Annotated in this window: 15 protein-coding genes; 7 read left to right on the top strand and 8 right to left on the bottom strand. The window is 70.8% G+C overall.

The genetic code is table 11. The features are described from left to right. Positions 1-778: 778 nt before the first annotated feature. The 4 genes from FGX59_RS18460 to FGX59_RS18475 all read right to left on the bottom strand — a co-directional run bounded on the left by FGX59_RS18460 (position 779) and on the right by FGX59_RS18475 (position 6,289). The gene (locus FGX59_RS18460; RefSeq protein ID WP_138468604.1) at positions 779-1,636 is read right to left on the bottom strand and encodes a sulfotransferase family 2 domain-containing protein; all 858 of its coding nucleotides are present in this window, start codon (positions 1,634-1,636) and stop codon (positions 779-781) included. 71 nt (positions 1,637-1,707) lie between these two features. After that, the gene (locus FGX59_RS18465; RefSeq protein ID WP_138468605.1) at positions 1,708-4,209 is read right to left on the bottom strand and encodes a hypothetical protein; all 2,502 of its coding nucleotides are present in this window, start codon (positions 4,207-4,209) and stop codon (positions 1,708-1,710) included. A gap of 56 nt (positions 4,210-4,265) precedes the next feature. After that, positions 4,266-5,126: an agmatinase gene (gene speB, locus FGX59_RS18470; RefSeq protein ID WP_138468606.1), complete on the bottom strand. Its 861-nt coding sequence runs from the start codon at positions 5,124-5,126 to the stop codon at positions 4,266-4,268. Next, the gene (locus FGX59_RS18475) at positions 5,123-6,289 is read right to left on the bottom strand and encodes a carboxynorspermidine decarboxylase (RefSeq protein WP_240722552.1); all 1,167 of its coding nucleotides are present in this window, start codon (positions 6,287-6,289) and stop codon (positions 5,123-5,125) included. Before FGX59_RS18475 ends, speB begins: the two co-directional genes overlap by 4 nt. A 214-nt stretch (positions 6,290-6,503) precedes the next feature. Here FGX59_RS18475 and FGX59_RS18480 point away from each other — a divergent pair, with 214 nt between their 5' ends. The 6 genes from FGX59_RS18480 (at position 6,504) to FGX59_RS18505 (ending at position 12,134) form a co-directional block, all read left to right on the top strand. Further along, complete coding sequence (locus FGX59_RS18480; RefSeq protein ID WP_138468608.1) at positions 6,504-8,171, top strand: hypothetical protein; 1,668 nt, start codon at positions 6,504-6,506, stop codon at positions 8,169-8,171. A 31-nt stretch (positions 8,172-8,202) separates the two neighbouring features. Further along, positions 8,203-8,985 (top strand): hypothetical protein, encoded by a 783-nt coding sequence (locus tag FGX59_RS18485; RefSeq protein ID WP_138468609.1) that lies wholly within the window; start codon positions 8,203-8,205, stop codon positions 8,983-8,985. 305 nt (positions 8,986-9,290) lie between these two features. Beyond that, positions 9,291-9,488: a 4Fe-4S binding protein gene (locus FGX59_RS18490; protein WP_138468610.1), complete on the top strand. Its 198-nt coding sequence runs from the start codon at positions 9,291-9,293 to the stop codon at positions 9,486-9,488. A 2-nt stretch (positions 9,489-9,490) separates the two neighbouring features. Beyond that, positions 9,491-9,958, top strand: coding sequence for a SoxR reducing system RseC family protein (locus FGX59_RS18495; protein WP_171060707.1), 468 nt, complete (start codon positions 9,491-9,493; stop codon positions 9,956-9,958). Next, complete coding sequence (locus FGX59_RS18500) at positions 9,955-10,995, top strand: FAD:protein FMN transferase (protein ID WP_138468612.1); 1,041 nt, start codon at positions 9,955-9,957, stop codon at positions 10,993-10,995. The genes FGX59_RS18495 and FGX59_RS18500 overlap by 4 nt, the downstream gene beginning before the upstream one ends. Before the next feature lie 128 nt (positions 10,996-11,123). Further along, on the top strand, positions 11,124-12,134 hold the full coding sequence (locus tag FGX59_RS18505; RefSeq protein WP_138468613.1) for an FAD-dependent oxidoreductase: 1,011 nt from the start codon (positions 11,124-11,126) through the stop codon (positions 12,132-12,134). 102 nt (positions 12,135-12,236) lie between these two features. Here the strand turns inward: FGX59_RS18505 and FGX59_RS18510 are convergent, their stop codons facing one another. The 4 genes from FGX59_RS18510 to FGX59_RS18525 form a co-directional block, all read right to left on the bottom strand. Continuing rightward, positions 12,237-13,448 (bottom strand): saccharopine dehydrogenase family protein, encoded by a 1,212-nt coding sequence (locus FGX59_RS18510; RefSeq protein ID WP_138468614.1) that lies wholly within the window; start codon positions 13,446-13,448, stop codon positions 12,237-12,239. Between the two features lie 132 nt (positions 13,449-13,580). Further along, entirely contained in the window at positions 13,581-15,479 is a 1,899-nt protein-coding gene (gene speA / locus FGX59_RS18515; RefSeq protein WP_138468615.1) for a biosynthetic arginine decarboxylase, read from the bottom strand. 100 nt (positions 15,480-15,579) lie between these two features. Further along, complete coding sequence (locus tag FGX59_RS18520; protein ID WP_171060704.1) at positions 15,580-16,551, bottom strand: 1-phosphofructokinase family hexose kinase; 972 nt, start codon at positions 16,549-16,551, stop codon at positions 15,580-15,582. A 46-nt stretch (positions 16,552-16,597) separates the two neighbouring features. Beyond that, positions 16,598-17,665, bottom strand: a complete 1,068-nt coding sequence (locus FGX59_RS18525) for a phosphotransferase enzyme family protein (RefSeq protein ID WP_138468617.1) — start codon at positions 17,663-17,665, stop codon at positions 16,598-16,600. A gap of 145 nt (positions 17,666-17,810) precedes the next feature. Between FGX59_RS18525 and FGX59_RS18530 the strand changes: the two genes are divergently transcribed. Continuing rightward, positions 17,811-18,668, top strand: coding sequence for a TOBE domain-containing protein (locus FGX59_RS18530; protein WP_138468618.1), 858 nt, complete (start codon positions 17,811-17,813; stop codon positions 18,666-18,668). The last annotated feature ends 2 nt before the right edge of the window (positions 18,669-18,670 follow it).

The raw sequence follows: 18,670 nt of genomic DNA on the forward strand, positions 1-18,670 counted from the left end.
CTGACCAGATCCGGAACGATTTCCTCCGGGACGACGCCCAGGAATTCTTCTCCAGCAGCCATTTCACCGAACATTTCAGATCTGGCGTCTCCGAAGCGCGCAGGTTGTTCCCGCAAGGACCGGCGTTCGATCATATTCGGTCGCTTGCCCGGCACGCACCTTCCTCGCGGCATCGAGGCTTGCGGGGATGGCCGGGCTCGTTGCCGTGACCGCCTTTACTCGGGCCGGGCACGGGTTCTGCAGGTCCGGTCCTGACCCGCACAAGACTGCCATCCCAACCGGCAGGGCGTCCGCTGATGGACGGCGGCGAGAATGCAGCTTCGATACGGGACGCGGCGCAGTCACGATGCCGGCGGGTCTCTGCGCGCTTGCTGCTCGTCTCGGTCATCGATGTCGTTGGCCCCCCGGCTGCCATTCTGGCCTGCAGCACAGGCAGGGCGTGCGACCGCCGACAAGCGCCGCTACGCCCTTTCGTCCCTATGACTGGTCGTCCCGGCTAGCACAGGACGCTTTGGCACGTGCCATTCGCGGGGATGCTTGCATGGCATTCCGATTGGTTTTGCCTCGAGGACCGGAATCTGGGTTCGAGCGACAGACGGGCGGTGCCTCGAGGCCATGACATGGGCCGATGAGGCGGTGCCCGTGCTGCGCTGAGTCCGGTCTTCCTCCGATGGCCGCGCCGGTGTTCATGCCGGTGATGGTCCGGGCGGTGCCTGCCTCACCGCGCGCAGTATTGCGAGGCAGCCCGCGCCCGGCATGGGGCCGGGGCGCGCTTCGCCTAGGCACCTGCGGCGAGCCTCAGGCCCGGCGCAGGCGGCGGCAGCAGACGTTGGAGCAGCGGCGCAAACTCCGGCTGGCCCGCCGCGATGAGGTCGTAGAGCCGCTGGTCCAGCGCGACGTAGCGGCGGCAGGCGGCCTCGAGCTGCGGCGTCCGGCGGAAACGCCGGGTCTTGCCGCCATTGACCCGCGCCTCTTCCGGGATGGCGATGCCTGCCGCGCCGAGCCCGGTCTTGAACTGCTCCAGCGTCGCGCAGAAAGCCAGCCCCGCCAGCCGCCGCTGCACCTGGACCGGGGTGAGCCGCTCGAGGTCGACATAGGCCAGGATGTCGCCGCTGCGGGGCGCGAAGAGCATGGTCGCCTGGATATTGTAGAACATCCGCGCCTTGGCGAGCCCGTCGAGCAGGAAGAGCTGCCGCATGTCGGCGGCGCTGTCGGGGTCGTAGCGCGCGAGCGTGCGCACCAGCTCCTTCATGCCGGGCTTCAGCGCGGCGAAGGAATGCAGGTCGATGCCGTGGTTGAACCGGTCCATCCAGTTCAGATGCGAGACCAGCCGGTCGACCGGGTCGCGCAGCACGGTGAAGATCTCGTAATGGCGGTGGACGCCCGCGCGGCGCAGCGACGCCATCGGACTGTGGGCGCTGACGAAGCCGCGGCCGAGAAAGGAGAGCGGCCCCCCCTTGCTGACCGCGTGCTGCACCTCGCGCTCCTGGAAGGCGATGCAGGCCTCCTGCCCCATCCGCTCCGCAAAGAGCTGCGCCACGAAGGACCCGGCGGTCTTCGGGATATGCAGGAAGAACAGGCCCTTGTACCGTTCGTCCTGGGCGCCTGCCGCCATGCTGTCCTCTGTCTGGGCCAATCCTGCCTCCTCGATCCTGTCCGCGGGGAGATTAGGGAGACATGGTTACCGAAACCCCAAGCCGGACGCCGTCAGGGCGAAAACAGGTCGCCGGGATCGAGGGTCGCGTCATGTCCGGCCAGGCGGATCACCAGCTGGTCGAAGACCAGCTCGACCCCGCCGCTCCAGGCGCGCATGACCGGCCGGGCGGTCACGCCGTCATAGCCCGGCACAGAGAGCCGGTCGATGCCCAGCTCGAAATCGCGGATCTCGTCGGTATCGGGATTGCGCGGATTGCCGAATTCGAAGACATCCGCGCCGATGCCGCCCCAGAGCAGATCCGGCCCCGGCCCGGGGATCAGCGTGTCGTCGCCCACCCCGCCATTCAATTCGTCCGCGCCCCAGCCGCCCGAGAGCCGGTCATTGCCGAGCCCGCCGATCAGGTTGTCATTGCCATTGCCGGCATTGAGCGTGTCATGCCCCGGCCCGCCATCGAGCGTGTCCCTGCCGTCGCCGCCGCCGATGATGTCGTTGTGCAGCTCGCCCAGCAGCCGGTCGTCGCCATAGCTGCCGGCCAGCGTGTCCTCGCCATCGCCGCCCATCACCGTGTCGTTGCCGTAGCCGCCGGTCAGCCCGTCCGGGTCGTCGCCGCCATCGAGATAGTCATGCCCCGGCCCGCCGCGCAGCGCATCGGCGCCGATCTCGCCCATCAGCCGGTCATTGCCGTCGCCCCCGCCGAGGAGATCGCGTCCGGTGCCGCCCATCAGCGTGTCATGCCCTGCCCCCGCGCCGATCGAGTCATTGCCGTTGCCGCCCGAGAGATAGTCGTTGCCCGCCTCGCCATAGAGCCGGTCGGCCTTGTTGCCGCCATGCAGGCTGTCGCCGCGGGCACTGCCGCGGATCAGGTCGGCGCGGGCGGAGCCGAAGACGGTCTCGATCTCGCTCAGCGTGTCGACATGGCCCCAGCTGTCGGTCACCAGCCCGGTCCTTAGATCGGCCGAGATCGGCGAGCTGCCGGTCTCGGCGCCGTAATCAACCGTGTCGTTCCCCGCGCCGCCGGTGAAGAAGTCGCGCCCGGCATGGCCGGTCATCAGGTCGTTGCCGTCGCCGCCCTCCATCGTGTCGGCGCCCGCCAGGCCGAACAGCGTGTCGCTGCCGCCGCCGCCCTGCATCATCGAGCCGGCCGCCGCGGCGCGCATCAGGTCGGCATAGCGCGAGCCCGCCACCACCTCGACCGCGATCAGCAGGTCCGTGTCGCCATAGGTGTCGGTGACCTGCATCGCCTCGAAATCCAGCACGATGCCGCGCCCGCCGGCCTCCTCTTCGTAGGAGGCGGTGTCCTGCCCCCATCCGCCGTCCAGCGTGTCATTGCCCGCGCCGCCGCCGATCACGTCCCAGCCCAGCTCGCCATTGATCCGCTCGTTGCCGCTGCCGCCCTGGATGAAATCGACCGATCCGCCGCCCGAAAGCGTGGAATTGAAGCTGCCGCCCTGGATGCGGTCGGTGTATTTCGTGCCCGTCAGCCGCGCCATGCCGAAGACCCGGTCGGTATCGCCATGGCTGTCGATCACCGTCGCGGCGTTGAGGTCGGCGACGATCCCCTGGCTGCCGCCGTCGGAGCTGTAATCGGCCTCGTCCGTGCCGCCGCCGCCTGCCAGGGTGTCGTTGCCCGCGCCGCCGGTCAAAGAATCCGGGCCGGTGCCGCCATTGAGGTAGTCCGCCCCGCCGAAGCCCCAGATATGGTTGGCCGCGCTGTCGCCATTGACCCGGTCGGCGCGGAAGCTGCCATGGACATCCTCGAATTCCGACACCGCGTCGGTCGTGCCGTAGGAGTCCGTGGCCGTGCCGGCCGCCAGATCGACGGCAATGCCCTCGCTGCCGTCATCGTCGAGGTAGCTCAGCGTGTCGCGGCCGATCCCGCCGCGCAGGGTGTCGCGCCCCGCCCCGCCCGCGACGATGTCGTCGCCGGCATTGCCCGACATGCTGTCATTGCCGCCGTGGCCGTTCAGCGTGTCGTTGCCGCGCCCCGCCAGCAGCGTCTCGGCCGCGGCGGTGCCGATGACATGGTCGTCCTCGGTCGTCTGCGCAGTGTCCAGCGCGGCGAGGTTGATCTGCTGGTTCGCCGCCAGGTCGCCGCCCGGCTGGGTGTAGCTGCTCTGGTCGATCTGGGTCAGCATGAAGCGGGCGAAATAGCCGATCGTGGGGATCGGCGGCAGCGCGTCGCCGCCCAGGTGGAAGATCCCGAAGACGCTGCGCCCGGCCGCGGGACCGGACAGGTCCGCCCCCGAGACCAGCCGCGACAGCACCGTGCTCTGCCGGGTCTCGCCATTGGCGTCCCAGGAGACGGTGAAGACCTCGTCCGTCGTGGCCAGCCCGTAGCCCGAGATCGACAGCCCGCCGGAAATCGCCGTCCCGGCCGCCTCGGGCGTGCCCAGATTGGCGGTCAGGCTGCCCGCCCCGGCATAGCGGTAGCTCAGCCTTGCCGGCCGGTCCTCGAACCAGGTGAAGTCCATCAACGCGTCCTCCACCGACAGGATCGTGTCGGTGGTCGTGTCGAAGACAGCTGCGAATCCAGTCAGGCTGTAGGTGGTCATCCGGCATCCCCGAAGCTCGCTCCGGGGATACGCCCATTCTGGTTAATTCCGCCTTGTCAGCCGTCGGCGAATTGCCGTTCCAGCCCCATCAGCGCGTAGGTGATCTGGGCCGAGGTGAAGTCCGAGACCTGGCTGCCCTCGACCGGGGCCAGCTCGACCACGTCGATGCCGACGATCTGGCGCCCGGCGCAGAGCCGCTCCAGCAGGTGGATCGCCTGCCAGAAGCCCAGCCCGCCCGGAACCGGCGTGCCGGTGGCGGGCAGGACCGACGGGTCGAGCCCGTCGACATCGAAGCTGACATAGATCTTCTGCGGGAAATCCTCGGGCAGGACCGGATCCTCGCCGCGGGCCAGCGCCTCGCCGTCGCAATGGACCACGCCCAGCCGCTTGCGGGCCTCGGCCTCTTCGCTGCAGAGCGCGCGGACGCCGTACTGCGCCAGCGCGATGCCGTCCTCCTCGGCCAGGAGCCGCATCACCGAGGCATGGCTGTGCCGCTCGCCCTGGTAGTCGTGGCGCAGGTCGGCATGGGCGTCGATCTGGACGATGCCGACCGGGCCCTCGGTGGCGGAGACCACGCCGCGCACCGCGCCGTAGCTCAGCGAATGCTCGCCACCCAGCACGACCGGCACGGCGCCGGCCTCGACCGCGGCGCGGGTGCGCTCGGCAATGCGCTGCATCACCAGGTGCAGCGGGCCGTCGCAGAGCACCGGACCCTCGGTCGCGATCCCGGCCATGCAGGGCTCGGAGCCGCGCCAGAGCCGTTCCAGCTCGACCGAGGCGTCGAGGATCGCCGCCGGCCCGCCGGCCGTGCCGGAGCCGTAGGAGACCGTGCGTTCCAGCGGCACCGGGATCACCCGGAAGCGCGCAGTTGCGGGATTGAGTTCGTCTGCAGAGAGTTCGCCGTCGAGAAAGATCATAGCCGTTCCAGGAAGTCCCGATATCCGAAGTCGCGCACCATGGTCAGCTCGTCCGTGTCCGAGTTCCACAGCGCAATGGCGGGCAGGGGCACGCCGTTGAAGGTGTTGGTCTTGACCATGGAGTAGATCGCCTGGTCGAGGAAGGCGAAACGGTCGCCGACCTTCCACGGCGTCCCGGGCCTGTAGTCGCCGATCACGTCGCCCGCCAGGCAGGACGGCCCGCCCAGCCGCACCGGCGTGCCGGTCTCGGCCTCGCCCAGCAGCTTCGGCCGGTAGGGCGCCTCGATCACGTCGGGCATGTGGCAGGTCGCCGAGATGTCGGTGATCGCCAGCGGCATCGCGTTCTGCGCCAGGTCGAGGATCTCGCCCACCAGGATGCCGGCATGCAGCGCGACGGCCTCGCCCGGCTCCAGATAGACGTCCAGACCGTATGTCTCGCGGATCCGCTTGAGGAAGGCGATCAGCCCGGCGCGGTCGTAATCGGGCATCGAGATGTGGTGCCCGCCGCCGAGGTTCAGCCATTTCATCTTCGGCAGCCAGGCGGCGATCTTCGGTTCCACCGCGGCCCAGGTGCGCTCCAGCGGCTCGAAGCCCTGTTCGCACAGCGTGTGCATGTGCAGCCCCTCGATCCCCTCCAGATCGGCGTCGGAGATCTGCGAGACCGGCGTGCCGAGCCGCGAGCAGGGCGCGGCGGGGTCGTATTTCTCGGTCCAGCCCTCGGAATGCTCGGGATTGATCCTGAGCCCCGGGCTGGCCTTGCTGGCCTCCACGGTGGCGCGGAAGCGGCGGAACTGGCCGGGCGAGTTGAAGATCACGTGGTCCGAGATCTCGACGATGCGCTCCAGGTCCTTCTGCTTGTAGCCCGCGTTGAAGGTGGCGACATGGCCGCCGAACACCTCGCGGCCGAGCCGCGCCTCGAAGATGCCGCTGGCGGCGGTGCCCGAGAGGTGCTTCATGATGGCCGGGGCCGCGGCGGGCATGGAGAAGGCCTTCAGCGCGGCGAAGATCTTCGCCCCGGAGGCCTCGGCCACGCCGGCCAGGATCCGGCAGTTGCGGGCGATTGCCGCCTCGTCCACGACGAAGCAGGGCGAGGGCACGCGGTTCAGGTCGAACCGGGCGAAGCGCAGGGCGGCATCGGCTTCGATATCGAGAGGCTCGGTCACGTCGGTCTCCTCTGGTCTCGGGGCACAGATGCGGCGAAGCCCGCCGCAGGGCAAGGCCGAATCCGGACGGGGCGGGAAATTCGGCTGGATCAAGCGAATTGTCCGCATTTCCCGGGGCCCGGCTTCATCGGGCGGAAAGCCCGCGCAGGCCATTGAGATCCGGCCCGGGACCGATGACGTTCCTTCCCGCTGCCCCCGGGCGGAACCTTCGGCGATGGCAGAGACCCCAAGCGACAGTGACGGCACCGCCCTGCCGGGTGCAGTGGCCTCGATGCAGGAGGTCGAACTCGGCGGAACGGCACAGTCCGGGCCGGACTTCGTGCCGGTCGGGACCGCCCCGGCGGCCGCCCCTTCGTCGCCGGCGGAAATCCGGCCCGCGGAGGCGCCCGCCGCGGCGGACCATGCCGCGCTCGCCCCGCAGGATGTCGAGCAGGCCGGGCTGCTGGCGCAGACCTTCGCCGCCCTGCGCGGCGCGCTGCTGAAGCTCCTGCCGGACGAGATCATGTTCGTCCTCTCCGCCGGGCAGTCGCTGAGCCTCGGCGCGACGCAGCTCGACCGCGCCGCCACGCTCTGGAGCGGGCCCGTCGATGCGGACCGCGCCCATATGCTCGATTTCGACCATGCCGGGATCGGCGCCCGCGGCTGGAACTACATTCCGCTCGATCCGGCGCTTTACCTCGGCATGGAGCCGATGGAGAGCCGCGTGACCGAGACCCCTGCCCCGGCCATGGCGGCGCAGATCCTCGACGCCTATGACAGCACCGGCCGGCTGGCGCCCGACCTGCTGCATTTCGGCACCGGCGCGATCGGCGCCTCGCTGGTCGAGCTGATGACCGGGGCCGAGGATCTGGCGACCGGCCTCGCCGCCGGGCTGCGGCAGAGCGGCGAGGGCGATCTCTTCGCCCTGGCCCGCGCCGACGGGCGCTACGACTACTACCTGGACCATGACGGCGCGGCGGTCGCGCTCGGCACCTTCCGCCATGCGCCCGGGCTCTGGGACACGATGGAGGCGCAAATTGGCTTCGCCGCCGCCGCGGCGGCTGCGGAGGGCTACCAGGTCGGCAGCACGGTCGCGATCGGGTTCGTGCACGGCCAGGCAGATGCCCGGCTCGACCATCCCGATTTCGGCTATGCCTGGCTGGCCTCGCGCTATTTCGACATGATCGAGACGGCGATGGCGGACATCGCGGGCATCGCCGATCCGCGGCTGGTGGTGGCGCTGGCGCAGGTCGCGGGCGATGCCGACGGCAATGTCCCGCTCGGCCAGCTGGACCTGATCCGCGACGACCCCCGCGTCGTTTACGGTGGCACCCAGATGGAGTTCCAGAGCCTCTATCCCTCCACCGGCGGCAGCGACCATATCCATCTCTCGCCGCAGGGCTACCTGCATCTGGGCGAGACGCTGGGCCATTACCTGGGCGAGGCGCTGATCGGCCGGGCGGAGGATCCGATCCTCGTCTCCTCGGTCACCGCGCTGGCCCCCGACCTGCTGGAGGTCGCCTTCTCCGGCGTGGGCACAAGGCTGGTCGAGGACCGCTCGATCTTCGAGGACAACCCCGCCATCTCCGCCCCGGACCATTTCGGCTTCGCGCTGAGCCGCCCGGACGGCACCCGGCTCGCCATCGAGGAGGCCTGGATCTCGGGCGCGGACACGGTGCGGCTGCGCCTGGCCGAAACTGCCTCGGGCGCGATGCACCTGTCGCTCGGGCTGCATGGCCAGGATCTCTCGGACCGGATCGACGACGGCGCCTATGAAAGCTGGAACGGCACCAGCCTGCGCGATGCCGCGGCAGAGGCGGCGGTCTTGCCGCAAGGTTATGACGGCGATCTGCGCGCAATCCTCGAATTCGCCCCTACTCAGGAGGCCGATTTCTGGCTATAGAACCGGGTCAGTGCAAACGGTTGGGACCTGCATGATCCGCGTCGAGCGTAACGAAGATCTCCGGGTCCTGGCCCGCGAGCGGCCGGATCCGGCACAGAAGCGCATCCTTCTCTCTTTTACCGGCATCGGCAACCGCATGGGCGGCATGGATGTCCAGAGCCCGGAATTCTTCTCGGCCGGCAATGCGTTCGACAACATCCTCTTCATCAGCGACCTGAAGCGCAGCTGGGGCAACAATTTCGACCTCGCGGCGCTCTGCGCCCGGCTCGCCCCCTATCTCGAGGGGCGCGAGATCTACGCCCTGGGCAATTCCATGGGCGGCTTCCTGGCGATCGCCTCGACCTGCCACCTGCCGGTCACCGCGGTCGCGGCCTTCGTCCCGCAATTCAGCGTCGTGCCCGAGCTCGTGCCCGAGGAGACCCGCTGGCAGGACTACATCTCGGGCATCAGCGAATGGCGCATCCCCTCGCTCGAGGGCCGGTTCAACGCGACGACGCGCTACTATGTCTTCTCCGGCAGCACCGCCGAGGAGGGCATCCATGCAAGCCGCTTCCCGGTGCAGCCGAACCTGTTCCACGCGAGGCTGCGCCCGGCGACCCACGGGCTGGCACGCGCGCTGAAGGATGAGGGCACGCTGCGCGACGTGATCTCGGCCGTCTGGGAGGGCCGCCTCGACGCGCAGGGGCTAGCGAAGCTCTCGGGCCGCAAGGTCGAGATGCTCTCGGGCGGCGAGGAGAGCGGCGGCGCCATGCTCGACCGGCTGAAGCGGCTGATGCCGCGCAGCCCCGGATTTCCCCTGAGCCGCAAGAACTGATCCGCCCCCGCGGCGGCCAGCGCGGCCAGGGACCGACTGCGCGCGCTGTGGCCCTGCCGGGACAGGCGGCCGGAATTGCCCTGGCACATGCTGCGCCCCTGCGCTCTGGCCCCTGCCGCCCTGCCCGGCGGGAAGCGGCGCGGCCGCCTCCGCCGGGCATCCCGGCAGGCGGACCAAGGAGCAGCTGCCTGCGCGCCGCTGCTGCACGCGATCCCGTCCGGATGGCACGCGTCCTGCTTGGGCTATGCAGGACGCCAACGGCCCCCGCTCCCCGGGGGCGCTGCCAGAGGAAAGGATCCCTACCCATGGCCATGCAAATCGAAGCCGACCTGTGCACCTCCTGCGGCGATTGCGAACCGGTCTGCCCGACCGGCGCCATCATCCCCAGGAAGGGCGTGTTCTTCATCAAGGCCGATATCTGCACCGAATGCGCCCCCGACCATGACATGCCGCAATGCCTCAGCGTCTGCATGGAAGACGGCTGCATCATCCCGGCGGAATGACCGTGGCGGGCTCCGCACCGTCGCGCCGCCAGCTGCGCCAGACCCTGAAGGTGGTCTCTGCGGGCGACGGCTATGCCGAGCTCGAGGCGGCCCGCGCCGAAGCCTGCGGCGCCTGCGCGGGCCGGGCGGGCTGCGGCGCCGGCGCCCTGGCGGAGATGGCCGCCAAGGGCGACTGCCGGACACTGCGCCTGCCCACCGAGATGGGGCTCGCCCCGGGCGACCGGGTGGTGGTTGCGATGGAAAGCGGCGCCTTCCTCTCGGCGGCGATGCGCGCCTATCTGCTGCCGCCCGCCGCGCTGGCGCTGACCGCCGCGATCTCCGCCGCAGCCGGGCTGCCCGACCTGATTGCCGCCCTGCTCTGCCTGCCCGCCCTTGCGCTGGCGCTGCTGCCGCTGCGCCAGGCCGAGCGCCGCGGCCGCCTCGGCGGCAGCCTGCGGATCGAGGGACGCGCGCCGGACGCGCCGCAATGAGGCGCCGCGCGCTCCTGCCGCTCGGGCTGTGCCTCCTTCTCGCGCTCGCCCTCTTCTGGGGCCGCCAGGCCCTGGCGCCGCGGATCGAGACCCAGGTGCTCTATGTCTTCGGCACGCTGGTCGAGGTCGAGATCTCGGGCGTGTCCGAGCGCCGCGCCGGAGAGGCGACGGCCGCGCTCGGCCAGCTCTTCGCCCGGCTCCACCGCGACTGGCATGCCTGGCGCCCCGGCGAGCTCGAGGATCTCAACGCCGCCATCGCCCGCGGCGAGAGCTTCGAGGCCAGCCCCGCCCTCGCCTTGGTCCTTGCCGAGGGGCAGCGCCTCTCCGCGTCGAGCGGCGGGCTCTTCGATCCCGGCATCGGCGCGATGGTGGAGCTCTGGGGCTTCCACGACGACCTGCCGCCAGAGGGGCCGCCGCCCTCCGCCGCGGCCGTCGCCGCGCTGGCCGCGCGCCATCCGGGCATTGCCGATCTGCAGTTCGACGGGCGCCGGATCAGCTCTGCGAACCCCGCCGTGCAGCTCGATCTGGGCGGCTTCGCCAAGGGCGCCGCACTGGATCTGGCCGCCGCCGAGCTTGCCCGCCGCGGCATCCGCGACGCCGTGCTCAATGCCGGCGGCGATGTCTCCGTGCTCGGCCGCAAGGGCGCGCGGCCCTGGCGCGTGGCGATCCGCGATCCCTTCGGCTGGGGCGCCGTGGCCGCGATTGAGATGCGCCCCGGCGAGGCGGTCTACACCTCCGGCAATTACGAGCGCTATCTCGATGCCGGCGGCCACCGCTTCTCGCATATCCTCGATCCGCGGACCGGCCGCCCGGTGGAGGAGATCGTCTCCGCGACGGTCCTGGCCCGGCAGGGCGCGCTGGCCGATGCCGCCGCGACCGCGCTCTCGGTGGCCGGAGCCGATGCCTGGCGCCAGACCGCCCGGGCCATGGGCATCACCGCCGCGCTGGTGATCGACGGCCAGGGCCATGTCGAGATGACCCCCGAGATGGCCGCCCGGGTCGAGCTGCCCGGCCCCGCCGCGGCGCCCGCCAGCTAGGCCCCTGCCCTGTCGGGAACCCGACAATTGTCGGATCCCCGCCCCTGCCGCCGCCCGCCCGCCGCAGATGGCATGCCCACTGCTCCGCCTCTGCCGTCACCGCCCCTCAAACCAGCCGAGACCCCGCCATGACCCCTGTGACCCGCCGCCGCTTCCTGATGCAGTCCGGTTCCGCTGCCGCCGCCGCGCTCGCGGCCGGGGCGGTCTCCGCCCGCCGCGCCGCCGCCTCGGTGATGATCGTCGGCAGCGGCCCGGCCGGGATCGCCGCCGCGCTCGCGCTGCGCGCCGCCGATCCCCGCACCCGGGTGACGCTGGTCGAGCGCGATCCGGCGCGGCTCGCCCCCGCCGATAGCGCCGCCGCCGCCTTCCGCCGCCCCGCCCTCTCCGAGGACGCCGCCAGCCTCTCCCGCCAGGGCGTGGACCTCCTCCTCGACGATGTCGCCGCGATCGACTGGCAGGCCGGACGGCTGGAGCTCTTCAGCGGCCGCCGCGCCGCCTTCGACCGGCTGATCCTGGCGCCCGGCGTGGCACCTGCGCCGGAGGCGATCGACGGGCTCGATGCGCGGCTCCGCCATGACTGGCCCGCCGCCTGGGGCAGCGCGCGCGAGGCGCGCAGGCTCGCCGCGCAGATCGCCGCCATGCCCGCGGGCGGCAATCTGGTGCTGCGCGTTCCGCAGGTGCTGGCGCATGATCCCGCGCTTGTCGCCGCCCGCGCCGCGGCGCTGGCCGCCGCCCGTCCGGATATCCGCCTGACCGTGCTCGACGCGACCCCGGACGCAGCGCTCCGCCGCGCCTTCGCCGCCCGGGCCTCTGAGGAAACGGCCGCCCGCACGGCGTGGCGCGGCGCCGGCGCGGGCGGCCGCGTCCTCTGGACCGATGCCGCCGCCGGGCGGATCGGCACCGAAGCGGGCGAGATCCGCGCCGATGTGGTGAATTTCCTGCCGCGTCTCGGCGCCGGCGAGATCGCCCGCCGGGCGGGCCTGGCCGATGGCGGTCTCTGGTGCCCGGTCGATGCCGCGGGCCGCTCCAGCCTGCGCGACGCGGCGTTCGTGATCGGCGATGCCGCCGCCGGGGCGGTCCGCGGCATGGCCGCTGCCGTCGATGCCGGCGCCCGCGCGGCCCGGTCCGCCCTCTCCTGACATCCCTGCCCCGGGAGTGGGGCGCGCGCCTCCCCAGGGGAGGCGCCCGGCCGGGGCGGGCTCGATGCCCGTCCCGGCCGGTCTTCCTTCAGCAGGGCGGGCTCAGAACGCCGCCGGGGCGTCGAGCTCGACCACCTGCCAGGGCAGCCCGTGCTTGTTCAGCATTTCCATGTAGTGGTCGGGATCGAGCTGCTCCATGTTCCACACGCCCGGCTCCTTCCAGTTGCCCAGAAGCACCTGCGCCGCGCCGATCATCGCCGGCACGCCGGTGGTGTAGGCCACGGCCTGCGACCCGACCTCGGCGTAGCATTCCTCGTGGTCGCAGATATTGTAGATATAGAAGGTCTTCTCGCCCGAGCCGTCCTTGGCCGGCCCCGTCGCGATATCGCCGATGCAGGTCTTGCCGACGGTCTTCGCGCCCAGGTCGCCCGGGTTCGGCAGCACGGTCTTCAGGAACTGCAGCGGGATGATCTCGACGCCGTTGTGCATCACGGGCTCGATCGAGGTCATGCCCACGTTCTCCAGCACCGTGACGTGGTTGATATAGGCGTCGCCGAAGGTCATCCAGAACCGCGCCCGCTCGATCTCGGGGTTGTGGGCCGACAGGCTCTCCAGCTCCTCGTGATACATCAGGTACATGTTCTTCTCGCCCACGCCGGGGAAGTCGAACGCGACCTTGGTGGTCATCGCCGGGCTCTCGATCCACTGGCCGCCTTCCCAGTGGCGCGCAGGCGCGGTCACTTCGCGGATGTTGATCTCGGGGTTGAAGTTCGTCGCGAAGGGCAGCCCGTTATCGCCGCCATTGCAGTCAAGGATGTCGAGCACGCGGATGCCGTCGAGCTTGTGCTTCTTCAGCCAGGTCGCATAGACCGAGGTCACGCCCGGATCGAAGCCCGAGCCGAGGATCGCGGTCAGGCCTGCCGCCTTGAACTTGTCCTGGTAGGCCCATTGCCAGCTGTATTCGAACTTGGCCTCGTCCTCGGGCTCGTAATTCGCGGTGTCGAGATAGTCGACCCCGGCCTCCAGGCAGGCATCCATCAGCGCCAGATCCTGGTAGGGCAGAGCCAGGTTGACGACCAGCGCCGCGCCGGTCTGCCGGATCAGCGCCGTGGTCGCGGCCACGTCCATCGCGTCGATCCCGTAGGTCGCCACATCGACCCCGGTCCGGCCCTTCACCTCCGCCGCGATGGCGTCGCATTTGGACTTCGTCCGGCTTGCCAGGTGGATCTCGGTGAAGATCTCCGGATTCATTGCCATCTTGTGCACGGCGACAGAGCTGACCCCGCCGGCGCCGACAACCAGAACCTTGCCCATATGTCTCGTTCCTTCCCGTGAAGCGTAAGATTGAGAGGCCGCGCGGCTGACCGCGCGACCCGAGGATTGAGAGATGCCATGCCTGGCTGACAGGGGGATGACGGCCAATGGCCGCCGCCTGCCTGCGGGGCGTCACTCGAAATAGGTATAGCCGCCAAGGCTGTCCTTGTAGGCGGCGATCATCGCCCGGCGCTCGGCCGAATTGACCGTGCCCTTGGCCACCGCGCGTTCCACCGTCTTGCGGAAGGCGTCGAGGCAGTCGCCCGGATCGTATTCGACATAGCTGAGCACCTCGGCGATGGTGTCGCCCTCGGTCTCGTGCACGATGTTGAAGCCGCCGTCGCCCGTCAGGCTGACCGTGACGACATTGGCATCGCCGAAGAGATTGTGCAGGTCGCCCAGCGTTTCCTGGTAGGCGCCGACGAAGAACACGCCGATATGGTAGGGCTTGTCCTCTTCGAGGTCATGCACCGGCAGGGACTTGTGGATGCCGTCGCCGAGGATGAAGCTGTCGATCTTGCCGTCGCTGTCGCAGGTGATGTCGGTCAGCACCGCGCGGCGCGTCGGCGTCTCGTTCAGCCGCTGCAGCGGGATCACCGGATGCAGCTGGTCGATCGCCCAGACATCGGGCAGCGACTGGAACAGCGAGAAATTGCAGTGGTAGTAGTCGACGAAGCTCTCCAGCGCCTCCGACAGCGCCTCGCCCGCGCCGTTCTCCTGGATCACGGTATGCAGGCGCTTGAGGATGTAGAGGAAGCAGCGCTCGGCGGTGGCGAGCTGGCCGATATCCATCTGGCCGCGGCGGAACAGCGCGCGGATCTCGTCGCGGTAGTAGACCGCGTCGTTGAAGCATTCCTGCAGGCGGCCCGGCTTCACGTATTCCTCGATCGCCACCATGTCGTGGAGGAAATGGTGCTCTTCGTCGGTCAGGTCGGGGCGCTGCGGCACGCCGTAGAGCGTCGCGTCGAGCACGTCGAAGATCAGCATGGAGCTCAGCGCCACCACGAAGCGGCCCGACTCCGTGACCAGCGTCGGATGCGGATGCCCCGCCTCGTCCATCGCGTAGCCCACGGTCTCGACGATGGCGGCGGCGTATTCGTCCACCGTGTAGTTGACCGAATTCTCCGAGGCGCGCTTCTCGCCCGTGTAGTCGACGCCGAGCCCGCCGCCCATGTCGAGGAAGGCCAGCGGCACGCCGATCCGGCGCAGCTCGGCATAGAAGCGGCAGGCCTCGGTGACGGTGCGGCGCACGTCGATCACGTTCGGCACCTGGCTGCCCAGGTGGTTGTGCTGCAGCACCAGGCAGTCGAGGAAGCCGGTCTCGCGCAGCCGCTCCACCAGGGTCACGATCTGGTCGGCGCCGATCCCGAAGGACGACCGGTCGCCCGAGGAGGAGGCCCATTTGCCGGTGACGACCTGGGTCAGCTTGACCCGGACGCCGAGCATCGGCTTGATCCCCAGCTCTTCGGAGACGCGCTTGACGATCTCGAACTCCTTCAGGCTCTCCAGCACGATCACCGTGCGGAAGCCGAGGCGCAGGCTGAGGATCGCCAGCCGGATGAACTCGTCATCCTTGATGCCGTTGCAGATGATCAGGCTTTCCTCGGCCAGCGGCTGCGCCAGCGCGACGATCAGCTCGGGCTTCGAGCCCGCCTCCAGCCCGTAATTGTACTGGCGGCCGGATTCGACCAGGCGGCTGACCACCTCGGCCTGCTGGTTCACCTTGATCGGGAAGACGCCGCGGTACTCGCCCTTGTACTCGTTGGCCGCGATCGCGCCCTGGAAGGCCTCGTTCAGGCGGCGCAGGCCGATATCGAGGAACGACTCCACCCGCAGGAGGATCGGCGTGGCGATGCCGCGCTCGTTGAGCCCCTCGATCAGCGAGGGCAGCGAGACCGGGATGGCCGAGCCGTTCGTGCCGGGATCCGCGACCGCCACGTCGCCATTGGGCAGGACATGGACAAGCCCCTGGCCCCAGGCGCCGACGCCGTAGAGATCGGTGGCCGCGGATGCGGTCTGCTGGTCCTTCATGGCTGTCTCCCCATGCCCGAGAATCTTGCGCACGCCATACTTCATTCTGAGGACAACACAAGCAATGCCTGAATGGTTTCCGGTTTTCGCGGCGCCCGGCTCAGCGGTGCTGCATCAGCGGACGGATCTGGCATTCGGGCAGCAGCCGGGCCGTGTCCTCCGCCGTGCAGAGCCGCGTGGCCGGGGTCATCACCGCCGCGCAGGCGGCCGCCGTGCCGTGATGCAGCGCCTCGACCAGCCCCTCGCCGCGTGCCAGCGACAGCACCGCGGCGGCGACGAAGCTGTCGCCCGCGCCGATCTTCGAGACCACGGGCACCCGTGCCGCGCGGCAATGGGTGACTGCCTCGCGCGTCGCCAGCACCGAGCCGTCGGCGCCGCAGGCGATGATCACCGCCTCCGCCACGCCGCGCGCCACCAGCGAGGCCGCGAACTTGCCCGCCCCCTGCACGCCCGGGAGCTTCTCTCCCGCCAGCTCGCAGGCCTCCAGATTGTCAAAGCGCAGGAGCGCGGGCACCGCCGGGGCGCCCTCGGCCATGGCAACATGCCGCAGCGCCGGCCCCGAGGTGTCGACCGCCAGCCGCGCGCCGCCGGGCGCCAGCGCCGCCGCCAGATCCAGCGGGAAGCTGTCCGGCACCCCCGGCGGCTGCGAGCCCGAGAGCACGATCCAGGCGCCCTGCCCCGCCATCGCCGCGCAGGCCGCCATCGCCGCCGCGGTGGCCGCCGCGTCCCAGTCGGGCCCCGGCATCACGAAGCGGAACTGCAGTCCGGTGCGCCGGTCGGTGACCGCCAGGCTCTGCCGGGTCTCGCCCGGCGCCTCGAGCACATGCGGCGCGATGCCCTCGCCTTCCAGCAGCCCGCGCAGCTGCGCGCCGATCGCCCCGCCGAGCGCCACCACCGGCAGGCTCTGCCCGCCCAGCGTGCGGATCGCGCGGCTGACATTGATGCCGCCGCCGCCCGGGTCGGTCTTCGGCGCGGTGCAGCGCAGCTTGGGTCCGGGACGGATATCCGTGGCCGAAGTGGCCAGATCCAGCGCCGGGTTCAGGGTGACGGTGAAGATGTCGCTCTGTTCCAAGCCGGGGATCCTCCGAGTCTGTCCGGGACGCTGTGCTGCCACAGGCTTAGCGCGGAACGCCGCCCCCTGGCCAGTGCGCGGCCGGTCGCGCCCCGGGCCCGGGCCCGGCCAGAAGATGCGCCGCGCCGTCGCAGAGGTAGCGCTCGGCCAGCTCCAGCGTGCCGGCGGTATAGCGTTCCTGCCCGGCCCAGTCGGCGGTTTCCGTCTCGCCATGGCTGCCGATCCAGGCCGTCAGCAGGAGCCGCCGGAAAAGCACCAGATCGGGGATCATCGCGACATGCTCCGCCGCCAGCTCGGCGCGGCTGCGATAGCCCGCAACCCAGGCGGCCAGCAGCTCCGGCATGACCGGCCGGGCCTCGAGAAAGCTCGCCGCCGCGGCGAAGTCGTAGGCGAACCAGCTGAAGCCGCAATCGTCGAAATCGATCACCGAAAGCCCCGCGGGCCCGTCGAGCAGGTTCGCCAGCCGCAGATCCGCATGGATCAGACCGAAGCGGTCCGGGCCGCGGCCATAGGCTTCGCAGCGCTCCTTCAGCCGCGCCGCCAGCCGGTCCAGCAGCGCCCGCCCCGCCGCGTCGAGTCCCGGCGCCGCGCGCCAGTCGCCCCAGAGCGGCCGCGCCCCGAAGGCCGCCTCCCAGTCCCAGGTCTTGCGGCGAAACCCCGCGGGCGGCGTCCAGGCCGCCGCCTGGGCATGGAGGTCCGCGCTGATCGCGCCGAGCTGGCGGAACCCGGCGGCGAGATCGCCCTCGGGATCGGGCTCCTCGCCCGGCACGAAGGCGAAGGCCACGACATGCCGCGTCCCGTCCTCATGGGCGAAGCCGCCGATCCGCGCGCCGTCGCGGCAGGGCAAGAGCTCGGGCACCCGCGCCGTGCCCGCTTCGGCCAGCGCCGCGATCCAGTCGAGCTCCGAGGCGATCTCCGCCCGGTCGTGATAGCCCGGCCGGTGCACGCGGAAGACCCGCGGCGCGGCGTCCGGCGGCTCCGCCAGGAATGTGGCGTTCTCCGACAGGGCCATCAGCCGCAGCGGACAGTCCTCCGCCAGCCCCCATTGCGGCAGCGCCGTCCTCAGCCCGCGCTCCAGCGCGCTGACGAATTCCTCACCGTAAAGCCCGGCCATGCCGCCCTCCTCCGTTTGCCGCGCCCTCTCATGGCAAGCCGGGCCGCCGGGATCAACCGCTGCCGGTGTCACGGAATTTTCGCGCTGCCGACATTCCGCCGCAACCTGGCCGCTCCAGTCTCGGCCGGACCGACCCGGAGGAGCCATGCCGAGCCTGACTGTCCGAAACCTGCATCTCTTCCGTGGCGAGGCCGCCCGCCTCGACGGGCTGTCGCTCGCGGTCGGGCCGGGCGAGATCGCCTGCCTGATCGGCGGCGGCGACAGCGGCGCCGGGCTGCTCCTGCGCACGCTGCGCGGCCGCTACCGGCCCGATGGCGGCCGCATCTTCGTCGGCAGCCGAGATGTCACCGACCTGCCGGGGCGCCGCCGCGGCTTCTCCGCCTGGCCGCCGCTGCCGGGGGCCGCGCCGGGGGTGATCCTGCTCGGCGACCCGCCCTTTCCCGCCGATCCCGCCGGGCGCGCGGCCTGCCGGGCGAAGACCCGGCAGCTCGTCCGGGAGGCGGGCCATGCGGTCCTCTGCGCGACCGCCGACATTGCCGCAGCGCTGTCGATTGCCGACCGGCTCTACGTGCTCGAGGCCGGGCGCATCGCCCAGGAGGGCCCGCCCGAAGAGGTCTACCGCGCCCCCCGCTCGCGCCGCATCGCCGAGCTCGTCGGCCCGGCGAACCTGATCCCCGGCGAGGTTCTGGGCGAGGCCGAGCCCGGGCTCTGGCTGGTGCGCACGCCCCTGGGCGAGCTCTCGGTGACCGGGATGGAGCCGCAGGCGCGCCATGTCACGCTCTGCTGGCGCCCCGAACGCGCGCTCGAGGGCGAGGGGTTCGCCAATACCCTGACCGGCATTCTCACCGGCCGGGTCTTCCACGGCCCGCTGACCGAGCTGGAGCTCGATCTCGGCGGGCTGGCGCAGCGGCTCCTCCTGCCGCGCGCGGCCGTGGCCGAGGGCGCGCCGGTGACCTTCCATGTCGCGCCCGAGGATCTGGCCTTTCTCGACCCGGCGGCCTGAGC

It is taken from the genome of Poseidonocella sp. HB161398 (assembly GCF_005870025.1).
In the GTDB taxonomy this organism is placed as follows: Bacteria; Pseudomonadota; Alphaproteobacteria; order Rhodobacterales; family Rhodobacteraceae; genus Mangrovicoccus.